Raw genomic sequence first — 17,263 nt, 5'->3', positions numbered from 1 at the left:
GCCGCCGACCAGTCGACCATGTCTGCCGTCGCGAGGACCTGGCGGACCTGGTCGCGGGGCGGCACCCCTCTCGGACCGGAGCAGGACTCCGGGCGACTCTGTGTGCGCAGGGTTGAGTTCGATTGGATGGCGCGGCTCGGTGGGATCCCGCTCCGCAGTCGGTCGAGGTCCGCTTCGGCACCTCGCGGCGCGGGGTTGAACGATGTCGCGGGAAAGGTAGGCATGAAGGTGGGGGGAAGGGGTAGACGCGGCAGGGCAAGCCGAGGTGGGCCGGTGTCGGCATGGCCGACAAGGGGAGGGACACATGGTTACGGATACGGCAGTCACGACGGCGGATGCGAAGTGTGCTGAGCTGCCGGAGGTGGCCGACCCCTCGAGGGTCGCTCCGAAGGACGCCCGTGAGCTCACCCGCCTGTTCTTCCAGCAGCTGGACCGGCTGGAAGAGGGCACGCCGGAGTACCAGTACGCCCGCAACACGCTGATCGAGATGAACATCTCCCTGGTCCGCTACGCCGCCTCCCGTTTCCGCAGCCGCGACCAGGAGGAGATGGAGGACATCGTCCAGGTCGGCGTGATCGGCCTGATCAAGGCCATCGACCGGTTCGAGCTCTCCCGCGAGGTGGAGTTCACCTCGTTCTCCATCCCCTACATCGTGGGAGAGATCAAGCGGTTCTTCCGTGACACCACCTGGGCCGTGCACGTTCCGCGCCGTCTGCAGGAGGCCCGCGTCCAGCTGGCCCGCGCCACCGAGGAACTGAGCAGCCGCCTGGGACGCACACCGACCGTCGCGGAGCTGGCCCAGCTGATGAACCTCGAGGAGAAGGAGGTCATCGAGGCGCGTCTGGCCTCCAACGGCTACCGCTCCTCCTCCCTCGACGCCGCCATCGGCAACAGCGAGGACGGCGAGAGCGCCCTGGCCGACTTCATCGGCAACGACGACAGCGCGCTGGAACTGGTCGAGGACTTCCACGCCCTCGCCCCCATGATCGCCGACCTCGACGAGCGCTCGCGCAAGATCCTGCACTGGCGGTTCGTGGAAGAACTGACCCAGGCCCAGATCGGCGAACGGCTCGGCGTCTCCCAGATGCACGTCTCCCGACTGCTCTCCCGCACGCTGGCCCAACTGCGCGAGGGCATGCTCACCACCCACTGACACCGCAACCTCGCAACGGCACCTCGCGGCCGCGGTGAACCCGTACACCATGCCACCACACTGTGCGCGGTCGGTTTGGAGCGGCCCCGCTCAGGCCGTTCTCCACTCGTGTGGGCGGCCTCCGCGCCATTCCATCCACCGCGGATCGTCCAACACTGCCTCGGGTTCGTCGACGCCCGCCGCTTGAAAGGACACCACCAAGTCGTGGTCGCTGTAAGCGGTGCCGAGGATCTCGTCCCGGCCGTGCGAGTGCACGGTGACACCCCGGCCACCGGTTCGGGAGGGTTGGTGTACGACGATCGGCGCGCTGGTCACGCCTCCCAGCGTGCTCCCGGCAGGGCCGTGCGGCGAGTCGGCTGCCCGCTCAGGAGGGTGCCGGACCCGTCGAAGCGGCGCGGGGCTCCGGGACTCGGGTCCTACATCGCCCCGCCCGCCGGCGTTCGAACTGCCCCACGCTCTGAGGGCAACGCGGGTCGATCCCGCGGCCCAGGGTCATGCAAGCAGCCTGACCCGCACCTCACCGCTCGCGTGGTCCACCTGCACGGGATGACCGGCTTGCGTGAGGATCGCCAGCAGCGCCGACCGCAGAGCTGCACGAATGCCCTCGAACTCGGTATCCTCCCGGCCCGCAGGATCTAACTCGCTGCCGGGCACCCATCCCACCAGCACCGAGTCCGTATCCCTCCGCACCCGCAGGCCGGGGCTGCCCTCATCACCGGCCGACGCCACGTCAAAGCCGGCACGGGCCAACGTCCCGCACACATCAGCGAGCAGCTTCTCCACGGCATCAGCGGTCACCGCCGAAGCCTATCCACACACATCCTGACGGTTTCGGGCACAGGTGCTTCACGTACGGAGGAAGGGGCGCCGGTCGCTGGTCTTGTGCGCTGCCTCTGCCTCCTCCCGCTTTGGCGCACCGTCGTGCACGAAACCGAACGCCACCTCGGCTGGGGCGCCGATCGTAAAGTGCGGCAGGCCCCGCCCCGACCCTTTCCCTCCGCCGCCCTCGCCTGCCGGCAGCGCGCCGCTGCAGGCAGGCCGCCAGGAAAGGGTGGTGAGGCCGACGGGAGCGCCGGCTGTTAATGGGGGCGGCGTCCGGTGACGTATCCGCCGGGGTCGTCGGGCAGGGCGAGGCGGGCGGTGACGCGTTTGCCGACCGGTTCCCGCTGGACCTCGAGGCCCTGCGCGACGGCCGTCCGCAGGACTCTGAGCGGCGCGGGGGCCTCCCCCAGCGTCAGCAGAGGATCCGCTCCTAGTCGTACTGCACGGGCGCGAAAACGATTTCGTCAAGGTCAAGGTGCGCGCAGTCGTCCATGACCGGCACGGCGCCCCCAGCCGCAGCGCGGTCACGCACCTTCCGGACACATGTGCAGCCCCTGCCGTGGTGGGGCACCGGGGCAGGGGCTGCGACGAAAGTGTGGTCGTGAAGGGGGTCGCCTACGCGGCGGAACGCTCTGCAGGGCTTCAGCCGAACGATCTTCCCTGCAGGCAATAGGTGAGGCCCGGGGACACCGTCCCCTTCACCACCACGCCGCCTACAACGCACCCACGCCGGCAGACATTCCCACCCCCGAGCCGGGGCAGGCCGCGGGTTCCCGCACCGGCTCGGGGGACACAGGACGGAGCCCACTTCACATTCTTCTCTCGAGGCCGGGTCCGATGCATCAGGCGCTGCGTGGTCTGCGGCCCGCGGTCTTCTTCGCCGCCGTCTTCTTCGACGCGGTCGTCTTCTGCGTGGTCTTGCCGGCCGGGGTCTTCTTCGCCGTCTTCTTGACGGCCGTCTGCTTCTTCGGTAGGTCGTGGACGTCGGCGTCGCCCGTCTCGCCGCGGGCGGCCTTCGCCCGGCTCACCGACTCCGTCAACGCCGCCATCAGATCCAGCACCTTGCCCGGCTCCTCCGCCTGCGGAACCTCCGGAAGCGGCTTGTCGCCCTGCTTGGCCTCGATCACCTGCGCCAGGGCATCGGTGTAGGTGTCGCGGAACTCCTCGCCCTCCAGGTCGTCGCGGGTCATGGTGTCCATCAGTGCCAGCGCGCCGTCGATCTCATCCTGGGAGATTTCCACCGGCGGCGGGAGCAGTTCGGCAGGGTCGCGGATCTCGTCGGGCCAGCGCATCGCGTGCAGGACGATCACGTCGTCGCGCACCCGCAGCAGCCCCAGCCGCTCACGCCCCGACCAGGCGTATTTGGCGACCGCGACCTTCGCCGACCTCGCCAGCGCCTGCCGCAGCAGCTTGTAGGGCTTGGCTGCCACCTGACCCGCGGGCTGGAGGTAGTAGCCCTCGCCGATCCGGATCGGGTCCACCGACTCCAGCGGTACGAACGCCTCGATCTCGATCGACTTCGCCGTCGGCAGCGGCAGATCCCGCAGCTCCTCGTCACTGATCGGGATGACCTGCGTCTTGGTCACCTCGTAGCCCTTGCCGATCTCCCCCTGGCCCACCTCACGGTCCTCCAGCTCGCACACCTTCCGCGTACGGATCCGGCCGCCGTCCTCGAGGTGGTACTGGTGGAAACGGATGCTGTGGTCCTCCGTCGCACTGACCACATTGATCGGCACCGTGACCAGGCCAAAACTGATGGCACCGGACCAGATCGTTCGGGGCATGGCAAACCTCCGCAGTAGCCCCGAGCCACCCCCAGACTATGAGCGGCCCGCACACCCCGCACACGGCAGGGGCGCCCCTACGATGATCAGGTGCGTCGCACACTGGGCACAGGCCCCCAGACGTCAGCCCCCGGCATCCGCACCGCCCAGGCCCACCTGCTCGTCACACTGCCCGGCAGCCACCTCCCCGACCTGGACCAGCTACGGGACCGTGGACGCCCCCAGCCAGCGCCGCACCCTAGGAGCCGGCGACCACCCGACCGACGAGCCCGCCAGCATGACCAGGCAGGCCGGCGGCGGTCCGGCTGCCTCCGTCGCGGACAGGTGATCCCTGCCCGCGACGTGTCGATCAACGAATCGGCCCTCGGTACCGTTCCAGCCGGTCCAGCAGCCACAGGGCCCGGTTCTGCCGCAGTCGGCGGCGACGAGGGAGGTCGGTCATGCGCGTCCAGGTCCCCGTCCGCCCGAACGGCAACAGCAGCGGGGGGGCCGACCTGCCGGAACCCCGCGCCCGGACAGCCGGGCGGCCGCGGCGGGCAGTACCCGCCGCGGCCGTCCGCTGCGATGCCCTCGACCTCTTTGGCGGTCAGATCCGCCGGGCGGTGCGCCGTGTGAGCAGCGCGCCGAGCGCGATCATGCCGATGCCGAGGACGAAGTGCAGCCAGTCGTCGGCATTGTTCAGCGGTATGAAGTTGGCGTCGCTGGTGTGGCCGACGAACAGGCCGTACAGCCACAGCACCAGATAGATGGCGCCGCCTGCCAGCAGGTAGGTGCGGGCGCCGGAGGCGGTACGGGCCATGACGAGGCCCGCGACGCCGAACAGGAGATGGACGATGTTGTGCAGGACGGAGATCTGGAAGATCCCGAAGAGTTCGGCTCCGGAATCGTGCGAGGCGAACTTCATCGTGTCGTAGTCCGTGGTGATCCCGGGGATGAACCCCAGGACTCCCACCAGCAAGAACACCGCTCCCACCAGCAGCGCCGCCTGCTGGACAGGAGTACGGGCACTCGTCATGGGTGTACGTGTGTTCATGGTCGTGGCCTTCTTGCCGGGGGCGCATCGTCGTGAGCGCCTGTGCGCCGCGAGTACCCAGACTCCGCGCGACTCACCTTCCCGGACCACGCACTGTCAGCGCGAGGAACAGGCTCGTGATCCATGGACCGGCGCGGAGCGGGAACCCGCCCGTCATGTCGCACCGAGCCGGGTCCCCGCCGTACGTCCGCCATGACCGCGTCGGGTCAGCAAGCGTGAGGAGCGTGGGCTCGGCCCGCCTCGACGAGGGCGAAGGCGACGGCGGCCCGCTGGTCCTGGTGCCGGGCCTGGGAGCGCCGGGCTACCTGCTGCGGACGGGGGCCCGCTGCGCCCGTTCCGGAGCGGTACGCGTGCTGGACGTCCCGGGTTTCGGCGACCCTTCGGGACCGGCCTGCCCGGAGACGCTGGAAGGGCTCGCGGACCTGGTGGCCCGGTGGCTGGCCGTCGTTCCGGACGGGCCGGTGGTGCTGGCCGGGCACTCGACGGGAGCCCAGGTGGCGTTGCACGCGGCCCTGCGCCGGCCCGAACGGGTACGGGCCCTGGTGCTGTTGGCTCCCACGTTCCCGCCCCGGCTGCGCCGCGTGCGGCCGCTGCTCGCCGCGTTCGCCCGCACGGCCGTCCACGAGTCCCCCGGCGTCGTCCCGACCCTGCTGCCCTCCTACCTGGCCGCCGGTCCCCGGCGCCTGGCGATCTGCGTGCGCTCGGCGCAGACGGACGCGCCCGAGGATGTGATCGCCTCGGTCTCCTGCCCGGTCACCGTGGTGACGGGAGAGAACGACGCCCTCTGCCCGCCCGACTGGACCCGCGAGCTGGCCCGCCGGGCAGAAGAGGGCCGGGCGGTGCGCATGCCGGGGGCGCACGCCTTTCCGTACACGCATCCGGCCGCGACCGCGGCGCTGCTGGCCCGGGTGCCCGGACGGTCGCGCTGACGCCCGTGCGCGTAACCGCGGCGGGGCGACCCGCCCACGGCGACCCGCCCCCGTCCACGGGATCACGACTGCCCTGGCCCTGTCGTTCGGATCGTCCCGGCCGCCCCGACTCCGGGCACGAGGCCGAGGGCGAGGCTTGACCCGGTGACCGGCTGACCAGCTGTGGACGCCGCCGGGGACGGCATGGTCGAGGGTTCCGCTCACGCCCCACCACGGCCCCGACCAAGACCGGTCATGGCGGTCACCCGGGCGGCCGATGGGCTAGGTGGAAGGCATGGTGCGCGACGTGGACGCTGCCAGGGCCGGAGCCGATGCTGGCCACCCCCGTGCCTGATCCGGCTCTGAAGCCGGGCTGAGCAGGCGAGCCGAAGGGGGACGGGTTCAGGGCCCTGCTCTCCGGGGACGCGGGCCGGGTGGTGCTGCGCTCCAGGCGCGGGCCGGGTGGTGCTGCGCTCCAGGCGTGGGCCGGGTGGTGCTGCGCTCCAGGCGTGGCACTCAGATGCTTCCGGCGTTTCCGGAGATTGGGGCCGGTGCCGCGCAGCTGCCGGACGCAACCGCTCTGGACGGGATTATGTGACCTGTACGGGTGTCTCAGACCCAAGGTGTCTCAGGCGGGTGCACCTCCGTAGACGAGACGCGTTCGCCGCCGATACTTCGGGGAGCCGAGGAAGGAAATAGGGCCGTGCGGCCGTCGACACGGCGCGGATAACCTGCGCGAATGAAGCGGATTCAGCGAGCGGCCGGCGCGGTCGTCGGCTCAGCGGTGGGCGACGCCCTGGGCGCCCCCTTCGAGTTTGGCCCCCCGGGAGCGTTCTCCGCGCGGTTTCCCGCGCCAGGTGCCGGTGGCGAGATGTGCGGAGGCGGTGGCTGGGACCCCGGCGAGGCCACTGACGACACGCAGATGGCCGTCCTGGTCGCGGAGTCGCTGCTGGAGCGGGGCGGACTGGATCTGCCGGACATCTTCGTCCGCTTCCAGCGGTGGGCGGCATCGGAACCGAAGGGCATCGGCTTGCAGACCGACGACGTCCTGACCAACGGCATGCCCTGGGACCTCGCCGCCGCGATTCATTTCCAAGTCAACCAACGAGCCGCAGGAAACGGCTCCTTGATGCGGGCATCCACCTCCGCGGTTCACTTCGCACCCGCCGGCCAGAGGGCCACCATGGATGCGGCCCACCGCATCGCCGCCCTCACCCACGGCGACCGCGCGGCCTGGGAGGGCACCGCGATCTTCCACGAACTCATCCGCCTCACGTTCGAGGACACCGACCCCCTCGCCGCGCTCCCGGACATCCTGGCCCTTGTCCACCCCGACCACCGCGGCCGCTACGCCACCGTCCTCGCGCCCGACTGGCACCCCGATCAGGCGACCGAGTTCAACGGTGCCGTCTGGCCCTGCCTGGGCTCCGCCGTCTGGGCCCTGCGCACCACAACCAGCTTCGAAGACGCGATACGCGCGGCGATCGACCTCGGCGGTGACACGGACACCGTCGCCGCGGTGACCGGAGGCCTCGCGGGGGCGTACTACGGGCTGGATGCAATCCCCGCGCGCTGGACCCAGCCGCTCCATGTCCCCCTCCCAGGCTTCGACGGACGGGTGCTGCACCTGGCAGATCTGCTCCACCTTGCACACCGCCTCGGAGGCTGAACCGGGTCGGGTGCTGCTCCGCACTCTCCACGAACTCCGGCCCTCAGATAAAGGGCTGTTGATGAGACAGATGTGGTAGCTCACATAAACGGCGAGCTGCTCGTATGGGACGCCGCAGCACGGTTGCCAGACTGCTCGCCCCGGCCCGGCGCGGTCATCCATGGAGGGGCTGGTCGTTCAGTGCCGGATGGGGCAGCCGGGAGACGCTGAAGGTCATGCTGGTGGAGCCCGAGCTGGTGGCGGAAGTCGGTGTCGATGTCGCGCGTGACGCCTCCGGCCTGTGGCTCCACCCCGCACGCCTGCACCGTGCCCGCCCCGACCTCTCCAACGCCGACGTCCCCTGCTGGACGTCGCCGCCGCGCTGACGGCGGCCGGGCGCGGCGGCCCGCCGACGCGCAAGACCGGTGAGCGCGCCCGATCCCCGGCTGCGCCGCGCCGCCCATCCTGCCCTCCCTCATCCTCAACTCCAGCCAGACGTCTACCATCGGCTTGGCCCAGCGGCTGTTCCTCCTCGGGGTCGTGCCGCCTACATGTTCTCCGCCGCCTATTCCCGCCCAGCGCGTCTGCGCGACGGTGCCGGTGTCGGTGCACAGCTCCTCGACACATACCCGGCCTCAACACGTACTTCATCGCCCCCGAGGGCTTCCCCGCCCGTGGTGATCTTCCGACCCAGCCGCAGTCAGCGACAGCGCGGGAGGGACGCACTGTGGAGGCCGTCACCGGGAACACCATCCGCAGCCCGGCCGAGAGCCACGATCGGGGTGGGTGCCCGTGGTCGCGGGTCTCGGCCGGGCCTGTCGTCAGGACGACTGAGCTGTCTGGTAGAGGTTCTGGGCGTCGGCACCGAAGTACGGGCCGTACATCCGGTTCGGTAGGAAGTTGTACTTGAAGCTGTTCACCGAGGACAGCAGACCCGCGCCGGTGGACTCGTTGAACTGCGTGAACCACGGCCCGCCGCTCGAACCGCCGGTCATGTTGCAGGTCATGCCGTGGTCGTTGGACAGGAGGAAGTCCCGGTTGGTGGTGCCGCTGCAGTAGATGAACTTCTCCCCGTTGTACGGCGACGCCGCGGGGAAGCCGAAAGAGTACATGGCGAGGTTGTAGCCGGTGTTGAAGGCCAGCCCTTGTCCGCCGACGGCGTCCGTCAACCGCTTTCCGTCCAGCGGGGCGACGACGGCGGCGCCGATGTCGTAGTTGATGTCCTCGCTCGCCGTCCACTGCGGCGTGGACAGGGTCTTCGACGCGGTCCACCTGCCGTAGGGCGCCTGGCCGTCGTGGTAGCCGGGGACGAAGACCCAGTTGGTGTGCCAGGCCCCTTCCAGCTTCACGCAGTGGCCCGCCGTGATCACCGTGCTCTTGTTGGAGCTGGTGACGGCGTTACCGGAGCAGGACGCCGTACGGCCCTGGTAGGTGAAGAACACCCGCCCCGCCGTGGAGAGGACCGCACCCCCGCCGGTCCACTGCCCGCCGCCGCTGGGGAAGGCCATGACCCCCGCGTCGACGGGTGCTGCTTTTGGCGTGGTGGGGTCGACGGTGATCTTCCGGCCTTGGGCGGGAGCCGAGCCGCGGTCGACGCGGTCGGCGACGGTCACCAGGTCGAGCGGCGTCGCCGCCTTCATCCGTTCGGGCGTCCAGAACTGCTGGGCGTGCCGCTGTGCGTCGACGGAGACCGAGCGCACAGCGGCGTCGGGCCTCGACGGGGCGGCGCCGGCCGGTGCGGCCAGGAGGCCGGTCGTCAACAGCGCGGTAACGCCGACCAGGGCGCCGGGGAGGGATCCACGAGTTCCGGTGACGCGAGGTATGCCTCTCACACGTACTCCTTCTGCGGTGGGGACCGGGCGCCGAGGTCGGCTTCCCGGGACAACAGACGGTGCGAGTCGGAGTGGAGCGAACAGTGGAGCAGCGTGCCCGACCGAGCATGATTGTGAAAGGAACATGCCAAACGATGGCCGAAACCGCCCCCTGGTCGGCCGGTCCCGGCACAGGACGTCGTGGTCAGGACCGCGCGGTCCCGCGCGCCCCGGCCGCTGTCCATCAGGCCGCCCCTCAGGGTGTCTTGAAATCATTTCCACTACGGGTGCAGGGAGTACTGCCCTGGTTCGTTGACGCCGTTGATGCAGCGGCCCGACGCCTGCGCATAGGACTGTGGTCCGTGCGCACGACCTGTGTCTCCCCACCCGCGTTTTGCCGGGTGGCAACCGGATTGCCGACGGCTTACCCACCGACGCCGAGTAAGCCCCGGTCGGACTGCGGTCCTCCGACGGCGACTTGGGTGTTACTCAGCTTTCCGTGGAGTTGTCGTATTGAGTGAGAGGCCGGTTTCGGCGAGGCAACCGTCGACGAGGTGGGGTTTCCGCTGGATCTGGCGCAGGCCGCTGCGGATCGATGCGACGAGGTGGTCGCGGTCGGTGAAGACGACGTTGCGGTAGTGCCGCGCCGGAGCAAGGACCAGATGCCCTCGACCGGATCGAGGTCGGGCGCATAGCTGGGCAGCTGGACGATGGTGAGCCAGTCGTGCTCTGCCGCGTACTCACGGAATCGACTGGAGCGGTGCACATTCAGGTTGTCCCAGATCACCACGACGGGACCGCCGAGCTGAAGGCCAGCCCGCACGAGAAGATCTCGGTAGTCCTGCCAGGTGAAGCAATGGTGGGCACCTCGGTGATGGCCCTGGATGCGAGGACGGTAGATCAGCCGGCTGCGTTCGCCGGCCTTGAAGCACACCAGTGTGGCCATCGGGATGCGGCCACGGGAAGCGCCATTGAACCGAACCGCGGACGTGCTCCCTCTGGGTGCCCAGGTGCGTGCGCGGTGCGACGTCATCGAGACAGCGGCCTCGTCCTCGAAGACCAAACATGCCCCGAGCGCCGCCGCGGTGGCTTTGCCCAGGGCCAGGACTCCTTCACCCAGCCGACCACCGCCGCATCGTCCCGCTCGACCGCCCGCCGGGCAGGCTGCTGACACGACCAGCCCTGCCGCCGCAGCAACTCCCACACTCCGCGGATCGACAACGACATCCCCAACTGGTCCCCGAGCAACACCCGCACCCGCGAGAGCGTCCACCGCTCATCCGCCCAGCCCCGCGCCATCGCGCCATCGCGCCATCGCGCCATCCAGAAACAGTGCCTCGAGCACGGCGAAGTCACTGTCGCCGACCTTCGGCCGCTTGGCCGGCCCCGACGGGCGCAGGGCCTGTCGCCCTCCCTCGCGCCAGGACCGGCGCCAATGTTGCACCGACCGGACGCTGACCCGCAGTTCTCTCGCGATCACCGTGTTCTTCTCACCCCGCGCAAACCCATCGACGGCCAGCATGCGCACCCGCTCCCGCGCGGCTTGGCCCTGCGGCGTGCCACCACCGCCCTGGGGGCATCTCATGGCCCTGGTGTGACCGAGAATCTCAGTTGGCGGATCATGAGCTGAACTGAGCAGGTCAGCACTCCAGCCGTAGATCGTGATCTCGATGCTGAGGGGCGCCGAGGCGACAGTCGGACAGCGGCGACCATCTGGCCGAAACCGCCCACGCCGTCGGCTTCTTCTCCCTCCACCCGAGTTCACCGAGACGGAGGGCGTCCCTCATCTCGCTGAGCTTCGCGGTCGTCGCCGGGGTCTGCTCCTGCGCTTGTTCAGCGAGTCGGAGGGCATCGTCAATCTCGCTGAGCTTCGCCGAGGACAGGACGGCCGCCCGCTCTATCAGGTCGTCCCGAGACACAGTGGTCAGCCACGTGCAAGGGGTGAAGCCTGGACGCGGGAACGCGAGCCGCAGCACGCCTTCGAACGGGTTCCCTTGCCGCAGGTCGTCCTCGGCGCCGGGAAAGGCGTCCAGGGCCTCCTGCGGCAGGAGCAGGTCGCCCTGGGCGAGGTCGGCGCTGAGGTCGGTGAGTGTGTCGGTGAGCTGGGCGCCGTCGATGAACCGCTTGTAGTCCTGCTGCCGGTCCAACCGGAACGTCATCGGCGCTCCGGCCCGTTCGAACAGGTGCCGTACCTGGTCGACCCAGGCTGTGATTGCCCCGTTGCACCAGGCCCGCCACGCGGCCCAGTCGGCGAAATGCTGGCCTCGGACGTCGTCGCGTGTGCTTGTCATGGCGCTTTGGAGGCTGGACAGATCCAGACGCCATCGCAGGGCGGTGTCCACCAGGGCATGGCGGACCGGATCCGCGCTGGTGCCGGCCGCCAGGTCGCACTGCAGGGCTTGGGACCACGCTTGGACGCGGGTTTCCCGGTCGGCCTGTTGAGCGTCTTGCTGGTCGGCGAGGTCGTCCAGGACGCTCGCTGCCGCCCACAAGGCCCAGCAGGGCGGGCGCAGCACGGTCGGCATCAGCTGGATGAGGGCGTAGATCCCGGGATCATGCACTCGTGTGGTGCGCCGGCACAGCCGGTACGCCGCTCGCAGGGACGGGGCTTCGCCGATGGGCGGGTGGTGGGTGGGTCGGCCTCGTTGTGCCGGCAGAGCGGCGTCGAGGTCTGCCGTCGTGGAATACGTGGTGGTGTGCATGTCGGGAGCTGGGACCTCAGTGTGCTTCCGTGTCGGGCGTCGTGGCCAATGGGCTGGCCGTTTGGCGCGGTGCGGGAGTATCGGTCTTGCTGCTTCCCGGCCCGGACGGCGCAGTGGAGGCGGTCGGCAGGCAGTTGCGGGTGCTGTGGCGGAAGCCCAGCAGGGCGACAAGGGCGGCCAGCCCGAACCAGGTCAGCTGGAGGGCCAGATGTCCGGGGACCGGGCTGGTGGAGAATCCGGCCGCTGTACTGGCCTGCATGGCCCCGTACGAGGGCAGGTAGCGCATGAGTGGGTTGCCGGCCCCGGAACTGGTGATGGGATTCTGCAGCGCGAGATCGATGATGCTGGTCATCACGATGGCGAACATCCCCTCGACTTCCCGGCGCAGCAGGGACCCGAAGACGACTCCCAGAGCGCCGTAAGTGAGTCCGGCGCAGAACAGGGAGGCGGCGAGCAGCAGAGGCTGGCGGGGGTCCAGGCCAAGCAGATGACCGCGGTGGCATAAGCGGCCACCGCCGCCGAGACCAGAGCCAGAGCGGTGACTTTCGCCAGGACGAGGTGGGCGCGGGGGTAGCCGGCCATCGCCAGGCGGCGGTCGAAGCCGCTGCCGGAGAAGGTGGCGGCGAACATCATGAAACCGGTGATCAGGGTGACGGCGTTGAGCGCTCCGCTGATCGCGGTCAGTTCATTGCCGTGCGGGGCCAATGCTTCCCCGGTGGCGCGAAGCCGCATCCGGGTCGGGGTGTCGGGCATCGCCAGGTACGCCAGGGAGGCCCACACCGGGACGAACAGGATCACCAGAACCATGGCGAACCGGTTGCGGCCGTGTTCGATGAGCGTGAACCGGGTGGCGACAGCAAAGCGGGTCAGGTGAAACCTCACGCGGCGGCCCCCGCCTTTTCCGCGCGCAGCATTCCGCTGTCCAGGCGCCACAGCTCGTCCAGGCGCTCGGTGTCGTATGCGAGGTGGGAGACGACCAGGACCGAGCGTCCCGCATCCCGCAGCCGCGCGGCCAGATCCCAGAACCGCTGGTAGGTGTCCCAGTCGAAACCCTGATACGGCTCGTCCAGCAACAGAACCTGCGGATCGTGCATGAGCGCCAGCGTCACGTTCAACTTCTGCCGCGTACCGCCGCTGAGAACCCCGGCCCGCTCATCGGCGTATCCAGTGAAGCCCAGCACGTCCATGATCTCTTCGGCGTAGCGCACATCGGTGAGGCGGTAGGCCGTCTGAAAGAACGTCAGGTGCTGCCGGACGGTCAGCGCGTCATTGAGGACCACGTGCTGTGGGCAGTAGCCGAAGCGGCCGCTATGACGGACCGATCCATGCGTGGGCCGTAGCTCCCCGGACAGAATTTTCAGCAGCGTGGACTTGCCGGCGCCGTTCTCCCCGACGATCCCGCACAGAGTTCCGGCCCGAAGCCGCAGGTCAACGCCCCGCAAGACCACACGCTGGCGGTAGGCATGATGCACATCCCTGATCTCCACGCCCGTCTCCTCCCCCCCTCGTCATCCGGACCGACCGTGACCGGATGGCCTAACGCTTGCGACGCGTCACAGACACGCCGCCCATGCCGACGGCCGTCGGCGCCAGAGGCACACAAAGCACTTCGGACAGCCAAGCCCACGGCTCGCTTGTGGGCGAACCCGTCCACGCCGCTTGCCCAACCGGCGACCGGCGCGCGGGTTACTCACCTGTGCTCGCCAAGATTCTGCGAACCCGCGCGTGTTCACTTGCTCACCTGCCGAGGTCGATGGTGCGCCCGCTGCGTGGACGTTCCGACTGCGCAACGACGGCGGCGGCCAGGAGTTGCACGATCTGAGTGCGGCGCTTGCCGCCGGGCACCGGGCACATCTTCGGCGTGGAAGACGTGCCTGGGTGCAAGACCGTCCATGCGTTCATGCCCGACCACCCCGAGGAAGGCGTCGGCACTCTGTCGAGGGTCCGCACCGAAGAAGGTCCGGAGGGCGACGTCGTCCTCGAAGGATCCTCGGAGCGGCCGATGGCCCTGTGGGCCGAAGCCGGAGAGGGCCTTCGACGGATCGTGCCGCTGCTTGGCCGCCCGAACGCGCCGCCGGCGGATTTAACGAGCGAGATGTTCGATACGGCCGTAGAGGGCTGCAGCGGTGCGATCCCGGACCGCTCTTCAGCGTGCCTGCCCGGACCGACGGCGGGGCTGGGAGGTGCGACGCGAGCGCCGTGCCGACGACGAGAGCGCGTCCAGCCGGGCCCCGAAGAGCCCTTCCGGACGGCGGGAACGAAGAGCGACCATGACCTGACCCTGCCCGAACCACCCACGTCTGTCACAGAATTGTCGGATTCACCACCGCTCAGAGAGTTGCGTGCACGAACCCTTGCACGGACGGTCCGTCACCGGCTGGACAGCCGCCACAGCGGCGTCCCCGCCCGAGCCTGCTCGGCAGGCGTCTCCCGAACCAGGTGGTAGAGATTCTCGAAGTACAGCTGCCACCTGCTGGAATCCGGCAGCGCACTGTGTGCCCGCCGGGCCCGTTCCACTGCAACCAGCGGCGCCATGTGCTCCCACACCGAGACCACCGATCCGCCCAGGTAGCCGGAGACAGGCTCGGCACGGAATCAGGCCAGCGGCGGATCATGTGCCAGCCGAATCCGCCGCTGCCGCCGTCGAGGTCGGAATGCGCTCGCGCGGGTGTGCCGGGTTCGGCATCGACGGTAAGCCGTGAGATCTCGCGGAACAAGGGGCGTGCAGCCGGCGCACGCTGACGGCGGGGCCGTCGCCGGCCGACGGCATCCCGATCGCCGGCGCGTGACCACCGCCCTCGGCCGCCCGGCGCGGGGTTGCCGTACGCCCGTACCCGACTGCCTGAAGGAGATTCCGGTCGACGGGTAAACGCGGTGCCCCGCTACGGGTGTTCAGCGGTGTTGCAGTCGGCAGGGCATCTGCTGACGTTACGTGGTCGGCAGGGGACGTGGTCGGGTATGTGGGAATCGGTGGTGATCGCGGTACTGGCCGCTACGGTCAGAATCGCCCTCGAGGTGGTGGCCTGGCAGCGAGAGTTGGCCCGTGAACGTGAACGGGGCCGGTTGGTGCTCGCCGCGCTGCGCCAGGCGGGTCACGGTGTCCAGGTGGAGGACCGCCGCCCGGACGGGGGCGTCCTGACCGTGCGGGGCGATGGCCTGGCCGCGTCGAGCGGCCAGGAAGGGGAAGCACGATGAGCGGTGGGACGGGCAGTGTCCGGGCCGGTGCGCAGGAGCCCGCACCGGTAGGTGGCGACGAGGCAGCGGAGGACGGACGCGCTCCGGTCGACTTCGACGTGTTCTTCACGGCTCATCGTCCGGCCCTGCTGGCCCGGGCGGTGATGCTGTGCGGCAACCGTCAGGACGCGGAGGACGCCGTCCAGGACGCCTTCCTCGCGGCGCTGGAGAACTGGGACCGGATCAGCGGCTACGAGCAGCCGAACGCGTGGGTGAGTCTGGTGATGCGGAGAAAACTGTGGCGCGCGCTGCGTCTGCGCCTCAAGGTTAAGCGCGCGGCGCTGGACGTGGCCCTGCCCCGCCAGGCACTGCCGGACGAGACGGCGCAGGCCCGGCGGGTGCTGACCGCGATGGCCGCCCTGCCGCCGCGCCAGCGGATGGTGCTGGTCATGTACAGCCTCTACGCCATGACCCACCAGGAGATCGCCGATGACCTGAACATCGCGGTCTCCACGGCACGGGGGAACCTCCGCAAGGGGCGCGACAACCTCCGGCGCATGCTCGGCCTCGCCCCGGGCACCGATCCCCTGGGCGAGGTGTCGCTGGTGGGCACCGGCGGCCCCGCGCCCGGAGACCGGCTCGCCGCGGCCCTGAGCGCCACCGAGTTCTGGCTCTGCTCGGCCTTCGAGGAGGACGAACAGGCACCGCGGCAGGCCCGAGCAGACCTTGCCGGCCGACAACGCGAAGGCACGGGGCGCAAATGACAGGGACGAAGCCGGCGGCGACCACGTCGCGCGCCCTGCTCGGCTGCGCCCTCCTGGCCGGAGTCCACCTCCTCGCCGTCGCCGTCCTGGCCACCCAACTCCTGCTGGTCATCGCCATCCTGACCACGAATGCCTGGCAGTTCGCCGTGCTGGGCTCCCTCACCGTGGTCCCCACCTCCGCCCTGGCCTACGGGCTGCTCGCCAGGGCGTCCGCCGACGTGGCCGAAGGCCCCCGGATCGTGCTGACCCCGCAACAGCAGCCCGAACTGTGGGCTCTGACCCTGCAACTCGCCGACGAGCTGGGCACCGCCGCACCCGCGACGATGCGCCTGGCCGACACCGTCAACGCCTACGCCGGCGAACGCGGCAAGCTTCTGGGCCTGATCGGAGGCCCCCGCACCCTGGACCTGGGCCTGCCCCTGCTCCTCGGGCTCACCAGGGACGAGCTGCGCGCCGTCCTGTGCCATGAACTGGGGCACTACGCGGGCCGTCACACCCGACTGGCTGCCGTCAGCCGCCGCGGCAGCGTCGCCCTGGAACGCACGGTCCGCTACCTGGAGGTCCTGGAGACCGACCAGACCAGCGTCAAACCGCCGGTGCGACTGCTCCTGAAACTCACCAAGGCGTACAACGGTGTGTACCTGCGCCAGACCTTGGCCGTACGGCGCAGTCAGGAGCTAGAAGCGGACGCCGCGGCGGCCCGGATCGCCGGGGCGCACACGTTCGCGCAGGCCCTGCGGACCGTGCACGCCCTGACACCGCTCTGGGACGAGTTCACCGAGAACCGGGCCCGGCCGGAGGGACCACCGGCACCGGCGGCCGGGAAGGGCGGCGTCGGGTCACTGCCCCGACTGATGCTTCCCGACGGCGTGTTCCGGGACTTCGCGGACCGGCTCGCCGATCTGGTGGGCCGGCCCTTCGCGGACGGCAGGGGAACCTCGGCACTGGACATCGTCTCCAAGGACGGGCTCGGCAGTCACCCGCCGCTTGCGGTCCGGCTGGCAGCCCTGTGCCCCGACGGCGACCCGGACAGCACCCACCGACCGGCCGTGAGCGCAGGCCCTCCCGCCGCGGGTCTTCTGCGGGACCTCCCCGAGCTGGTCGAGGCCTTACAGGACGCCATGCGCCCGGTCGGTGCGCGACCCCCGCACAGGCCGGTGCCACAGTGTCGATGAAACCGCCTCGGCTCAGCGGGGCGTTCCTGCGGTTCAAAGTCAAGACAACGCTGATCGGAATGTTCCTGGTCCTGGCAGCGAGCCTCTTCGTCCACACCGTCATCTCCCCGCCCCGCACCGATCCACCACCGTTCTCCCCGCCGCCCAGCGCGCAGAACGTCTGGCCCGAGGCGTCGCTCCCGCCGCTGATCCTTCCGACGTTCACCCTCCCGCCGCCCGGCCGGCTCACCACTCCGCCGCTCCTGCCGGTGAAGTAGTCGGCTGAAGCAACCGGCTGCGGTGGTCGTGC

At 69.9% G+C, this 17,263-nt stretch carries 16 protein-coding genes and 3 pseudogenes; 8 read left to right on the top strand and 11 right to left on the bottom strand.

Annotation, left to right across the window (positions count from 1 at the left end; all coding sequences use genetic code 11):
* The first annotated feature begins 304 nt into the window (after positions 1 to 304).
* Entirely contained in the window at positions 305 to 1,153 is an 849-nt protein-coding gene (locus BM536_RS07370) for an RNA polymerase sigma factor SigF (RefSeq protein ID WP_073494925.1), read from the top strand.
* 492 nt (positions 1,154 to 1,645) lie between these two features.
* Here the strand turns inward: BM536_RS07370 and BM536_RS07360 are convergent, their stop codons facing one another.
* From BM536_RS07360 to BM536_RS07345, 3 genes are all read right to left on the bottom strand, one after another.
* On the bottom strand, positions 1,646 to 1,951 hold the full coding sequence (locus tag BM536_RS07360) for a hypothetical protein (protein ID WP_073494921.1): 306 nt from the start codon (positions 1,949 to 1,951) through the stop codon (positions 1,646 to 1,648).
* Between the two features lie 866 nt (positions 1,952 to 2,817).
* On the bottom strand, positions 2,818 to 3,759 hold the full coding sequence (gene ku / locus BM536_RS07350) for a non-homologous end joining protein Ku (RefSeq protein ID WP_094102710.1): 942 nt from the start codon (positions 3,757 to 3,759) through the stop codon (positions 2,818 to 2,820).
* A 586-nt stretch (positions 3,760 to 4,345) separates the two neighbouring features.
* On the bottom strand, positions 4,346 to 4,792 hold the full coding sequence (locus tag BM536_RS07345; RefSeq protein WP_073494245.1) for a DUF4383 domain-containing protein: 447 nt from the start codon (positions 4,790 to 4,792) through the stop codon (positions 4,346 to 4,348).
* Positions 4,793 to 5,016: 224 nt separating this feature from the next.
* Between BM536_RS07345 and BM536_RS07340 the strand changes: the two genes are divergently transcribed.
* The 3 genes from BM536_RS07340 to BM536_RS42515 all read left to right on the top strand — a co-directional run bounded on the left by BM536_RS07340 (position 5,017) and on the right by BM536_RS42515 (position 7,734).
* Positions 5,017 to 5,721, top strand: a complete 705-nt coding sequence (locus tag BM536_RS07340) for an alpha/beta fold hydrolase (RefSeq protein WP_073494243.1) — start codon at positions 5,017 to 5,019, stop codon at positions 5,719 to 5,721.
* 718 nt (positions 5,722 to 6,439) lie between these two features.
* Positions 6,440 to 7,369, top strand: a complete 930-nt coding sequence (locus BM536_RS07335) for an ADP-ribosylglycohydrolase family protein (protein ID WP_094102708.1) — start codon at positions 6,440 to 6,442, stop codon at positions 7,367 to 7,369.
* A gap of 215 nt (positions 7,370 to 7,584) precedes the next feature.
* Positions 7,585 to 7,734, top strand: coding sequence for an ATP-dependent DNA ligase (locus tag BM536_RS42515; protein ID WP_245873308.1), 150 nt, complete (start codon positions 7,585 to 7,587; stop codon positions 7,732 to 7,734).
* A gap of 435 nt (positions 7,735 to 8,169) precedes the next feature.
* Here BM536_RS42515 and BM536_RS07325 read toward each other — a convergent pair whose 3' ends face one another.
* The 8 genes and pseudogenes from BM536_RS07325 to BM536_RS07300 all read right to left on the bottom strand — a co-directional run bounded on the left by BM536_RS07325 (position 8,170) and on the right by BM536_RS07300 (position 13,348).
* Positions 8,170 to 9,180 carry a trypsin-like serine peptidase gene (locus BM536_RS07325; RefSeq protein WP_094102707.1) on the bottom strand — a complete coding sequence of 337 codons (1,011 nt, stop codon included), beginning with the start codon at positions 9,178 to 9,180 and terminating at the stop codon, positions 8,170 to 8,172.
* Positions 9,181 to 9,583: 403 nt separating this feature from the next.
* Positions 9,584 to 10,192 (bottom strand): transposase, encoded by a 609-nt coding sequence (locus BM536_RS07320; protein ID WP_425444613.1) that lies wholly within the window; start codon positions 10,190 to 10,192, stop codon positions 9,584 to 9,586.
* The gene (locus tag BM536_RS42510; RefSeq protein ID WP_245873316.1) at positions 10,189 to 10,386 is read right to left on the bottom strand and encodes a helix-turn-helix domain-containing protein; all 198 of its coding nucleotides are present in this window, start codon (positions 10,384 to 10,386) and stop codon (positions 10,189 to 10,191) included. The genes BM536_RS07320 and BM536_RS42510 overlap by 4 nt, the downstream gene beginning before the upstream one ends.
* A 49-nt stretch (positions 10,387 to 10,435) precedes the next feature.
* The gene (locus BM536_RS42505; RefSeq protein WP_245873307.1) at positions 10,436 to 10,681 is read right to left on the bottom strand and encodes a helix-turn-helix domain-containing protein; all 246 of its coding nucleotides are present in this window, start codon (positions 10,679 to 10,681) and stop codon (positions 10,436 to 10,438) included.
* Positions 10,682 to 10,913: 232 nt separating this feature from the next.
* Positions 10,914 to 11,156, bottom strand: a pseudogene (locus tag BM536_RS44280) (type II toxin-antitoxin system PemK/MazF family toxin); the annotation flags it as partial.
* Positions 11,157 to 11,159: 3 nt separating this feature from the next.
* Positions 11,160 to 11,861: pseudogene (locus BM536_RS07310) on the bottom strand (squalene/phytoene synthase family protein); the annotation flags it as partial.
* Positions 11,862 to 11,877: 16 nt separating this feature from the next.
* A pseudogene (locus BM536_RS07305) lies at positions 11,878 to 12,743 on the bottom strand (ABC transporter permease).
* The gene (locus BM536_RS07300) at positions 12,740 to 13,348 is read right to left on the bottom strand and encodes an ABC transporter ATP-binding protein (protein WP_073494240.1); all 609 of its coding nucleotides are present in this window, start codon (positions 13,346 to 13,348) and stop codon (positions 12,740 to 12,742) included. The pseudogene BM536_RS07305 and the gene BM536_RS07300 overlap by 4 nt, the downstream one beginning before the upstream one ends.
* A gap of 1,486 nt (positions 13,349 to 14,834) precedes the next feature.
* Here BM536_RS07300 and BM536_RS07290 point away from each other — a divergent pair.
* From BM536_RS07290 to BM536_RS07275, 4 genes are read left to right on the top strand one after another with little or no spacing between them, the layout of a single operon-like run.
* Entirely contained in the window at positions 14,835 to 15,056 is a 222-nt protein-coding gene (locus BM536_RS07290; protein ID WP_143650838.1) for a hypothetical protein, read from the top strand.
* Positions 15,053 to 15,799 (top strand): RNA polymerase sigma factor, encoded by a 747-nt coding sequence (locus tag BM536_RS07285; RefSeq protein ID WP_073494234.1) that lies wholly within the window; start codon positions 15,053 to 15,055, stop codon positions 15,797 to 15,799. Before BM536_RS07290 ends, BM536_RS07285 begins: the two co-directional genes overlap by 4 nt.
* A complete protein-coding gene (locus BM536_RS07280; RefSeq protein ID WP_073494232.1) occupies positions 15,796 to 16,974 on the top strand; it encodes a M48 family metallopeptidase in 1,179 nt (392 codons plus the stop codon). The genes BM536_RS07285 and BM536_RS07280 overlap by 4 nt, the downstream gene beginning before the upstream one ends.
* Entirely contained in the window at positions 16,971 to 17,231 is a 261-nt protein-coding gene (locus BM536_RS07275; RefSeq protein ID WP_073494230.1) for a hypothetical protein, read from the top strand. The genes BM536_RS07280 and BM536_RS07275 overlap by 4 nt, the downstream gene beginning before the upstream one ends.
* Positions 17,232 to 17,263 lie beyond the last annotated feature (32 nt).

It is taken from the genome of Streptomyces phaeoluteigriseus, from assembly GCF_001896135.2.
Lineage (GTDB): Bacteria > Actinomycetota > Actinomycetes > Streptomycetales > Streptomycetaceae > Streptomyces > Streptomyces phaeoluteigriseus.
Note: the sequence above shows the minus strand (reverse complement) of the source record. Positions and strands in the feature narration are given on the sequence as shown.

Bases quoted from the DNA above. Each gene is read 5' to 3' on its own strand.
- BM536_RS07370 (WP_073494925.1), top strand. From the start codon at position 305: ATGGTTACGGATACGGCAGTCACGACGGCGGATGCGAAGTGTGCTGAG.
- ku (WP_094102710.1), bottom strand. From the start codon at position 3,759: ATGCCCCGAACGATCTGGTCCGGTGCCATCAGTTTTGGCCTGGTCACG.
- BM536_RS07345 (WP_073494245.1), bottom strand. From the start codon at position 4,792: ATGAACACACGTACACCCATGACGAGTGCCCGTACTCCTGTCCAGCAG.
- BM536_RS07335 (WP_094102708.1), top strand. From the start codon at position 6,440: ATGAAGCGGATTCAGCGAGCGGCCGGCGCGGTCGTCGGCTCAGCGGTG.
- BM536_RS42515 (WP_245873308.1), top strand. From the start codon at position 7,585: ATGCTGGTGGAGCCCGAGCTGGTGGCGGAAGTCGGTGTCGATGTCGCG.
- BM536_RS07320 (WP_425444613.1), bottom strand. From the start codon at position 10,192: ATGACGTCGCACCGCGCACGCACCTGGGCACCCAGAGGGAGCACGTCC.
- BM536_RS42510 (WP_245873316.1), bottom strand. From the start codon at position 10,386: ATGTCGTTGTCGATCCGCGGAGTGTGGGAGTTGCTGCGGCGGCAGGGC.
- BM536_RS42505 (WP_245873307.1), bottom strand. From the start codon at position 10,681: ATGCTGGCCGTCGATGGGTTTGCGCGGGGTGAGAAGAACACGGTGATC.
- BM536_RS07285 (WP_073494234.1), top strand. From the start codon at position 15,053: ATGAGCGGTGGGACGGGCAGTGTCCGGGCCGGTGCGCAGGAGCCCGCA.
- BM536_RS07280 (WP_073494232.1), top strand. From the start codon at position 15,796: ATGACAGGGACGAAGCCGGCGGCGACCACGTCGCGCGCCCTGCTCGGC.
- BM536_RS07275 (WP_073494230.1), top strand. From the start codon at position 16,971: ATGAAACCGCCTCGGCTCAGCGGGGCGTTCCTGCGGTTCAAAGTCAAG.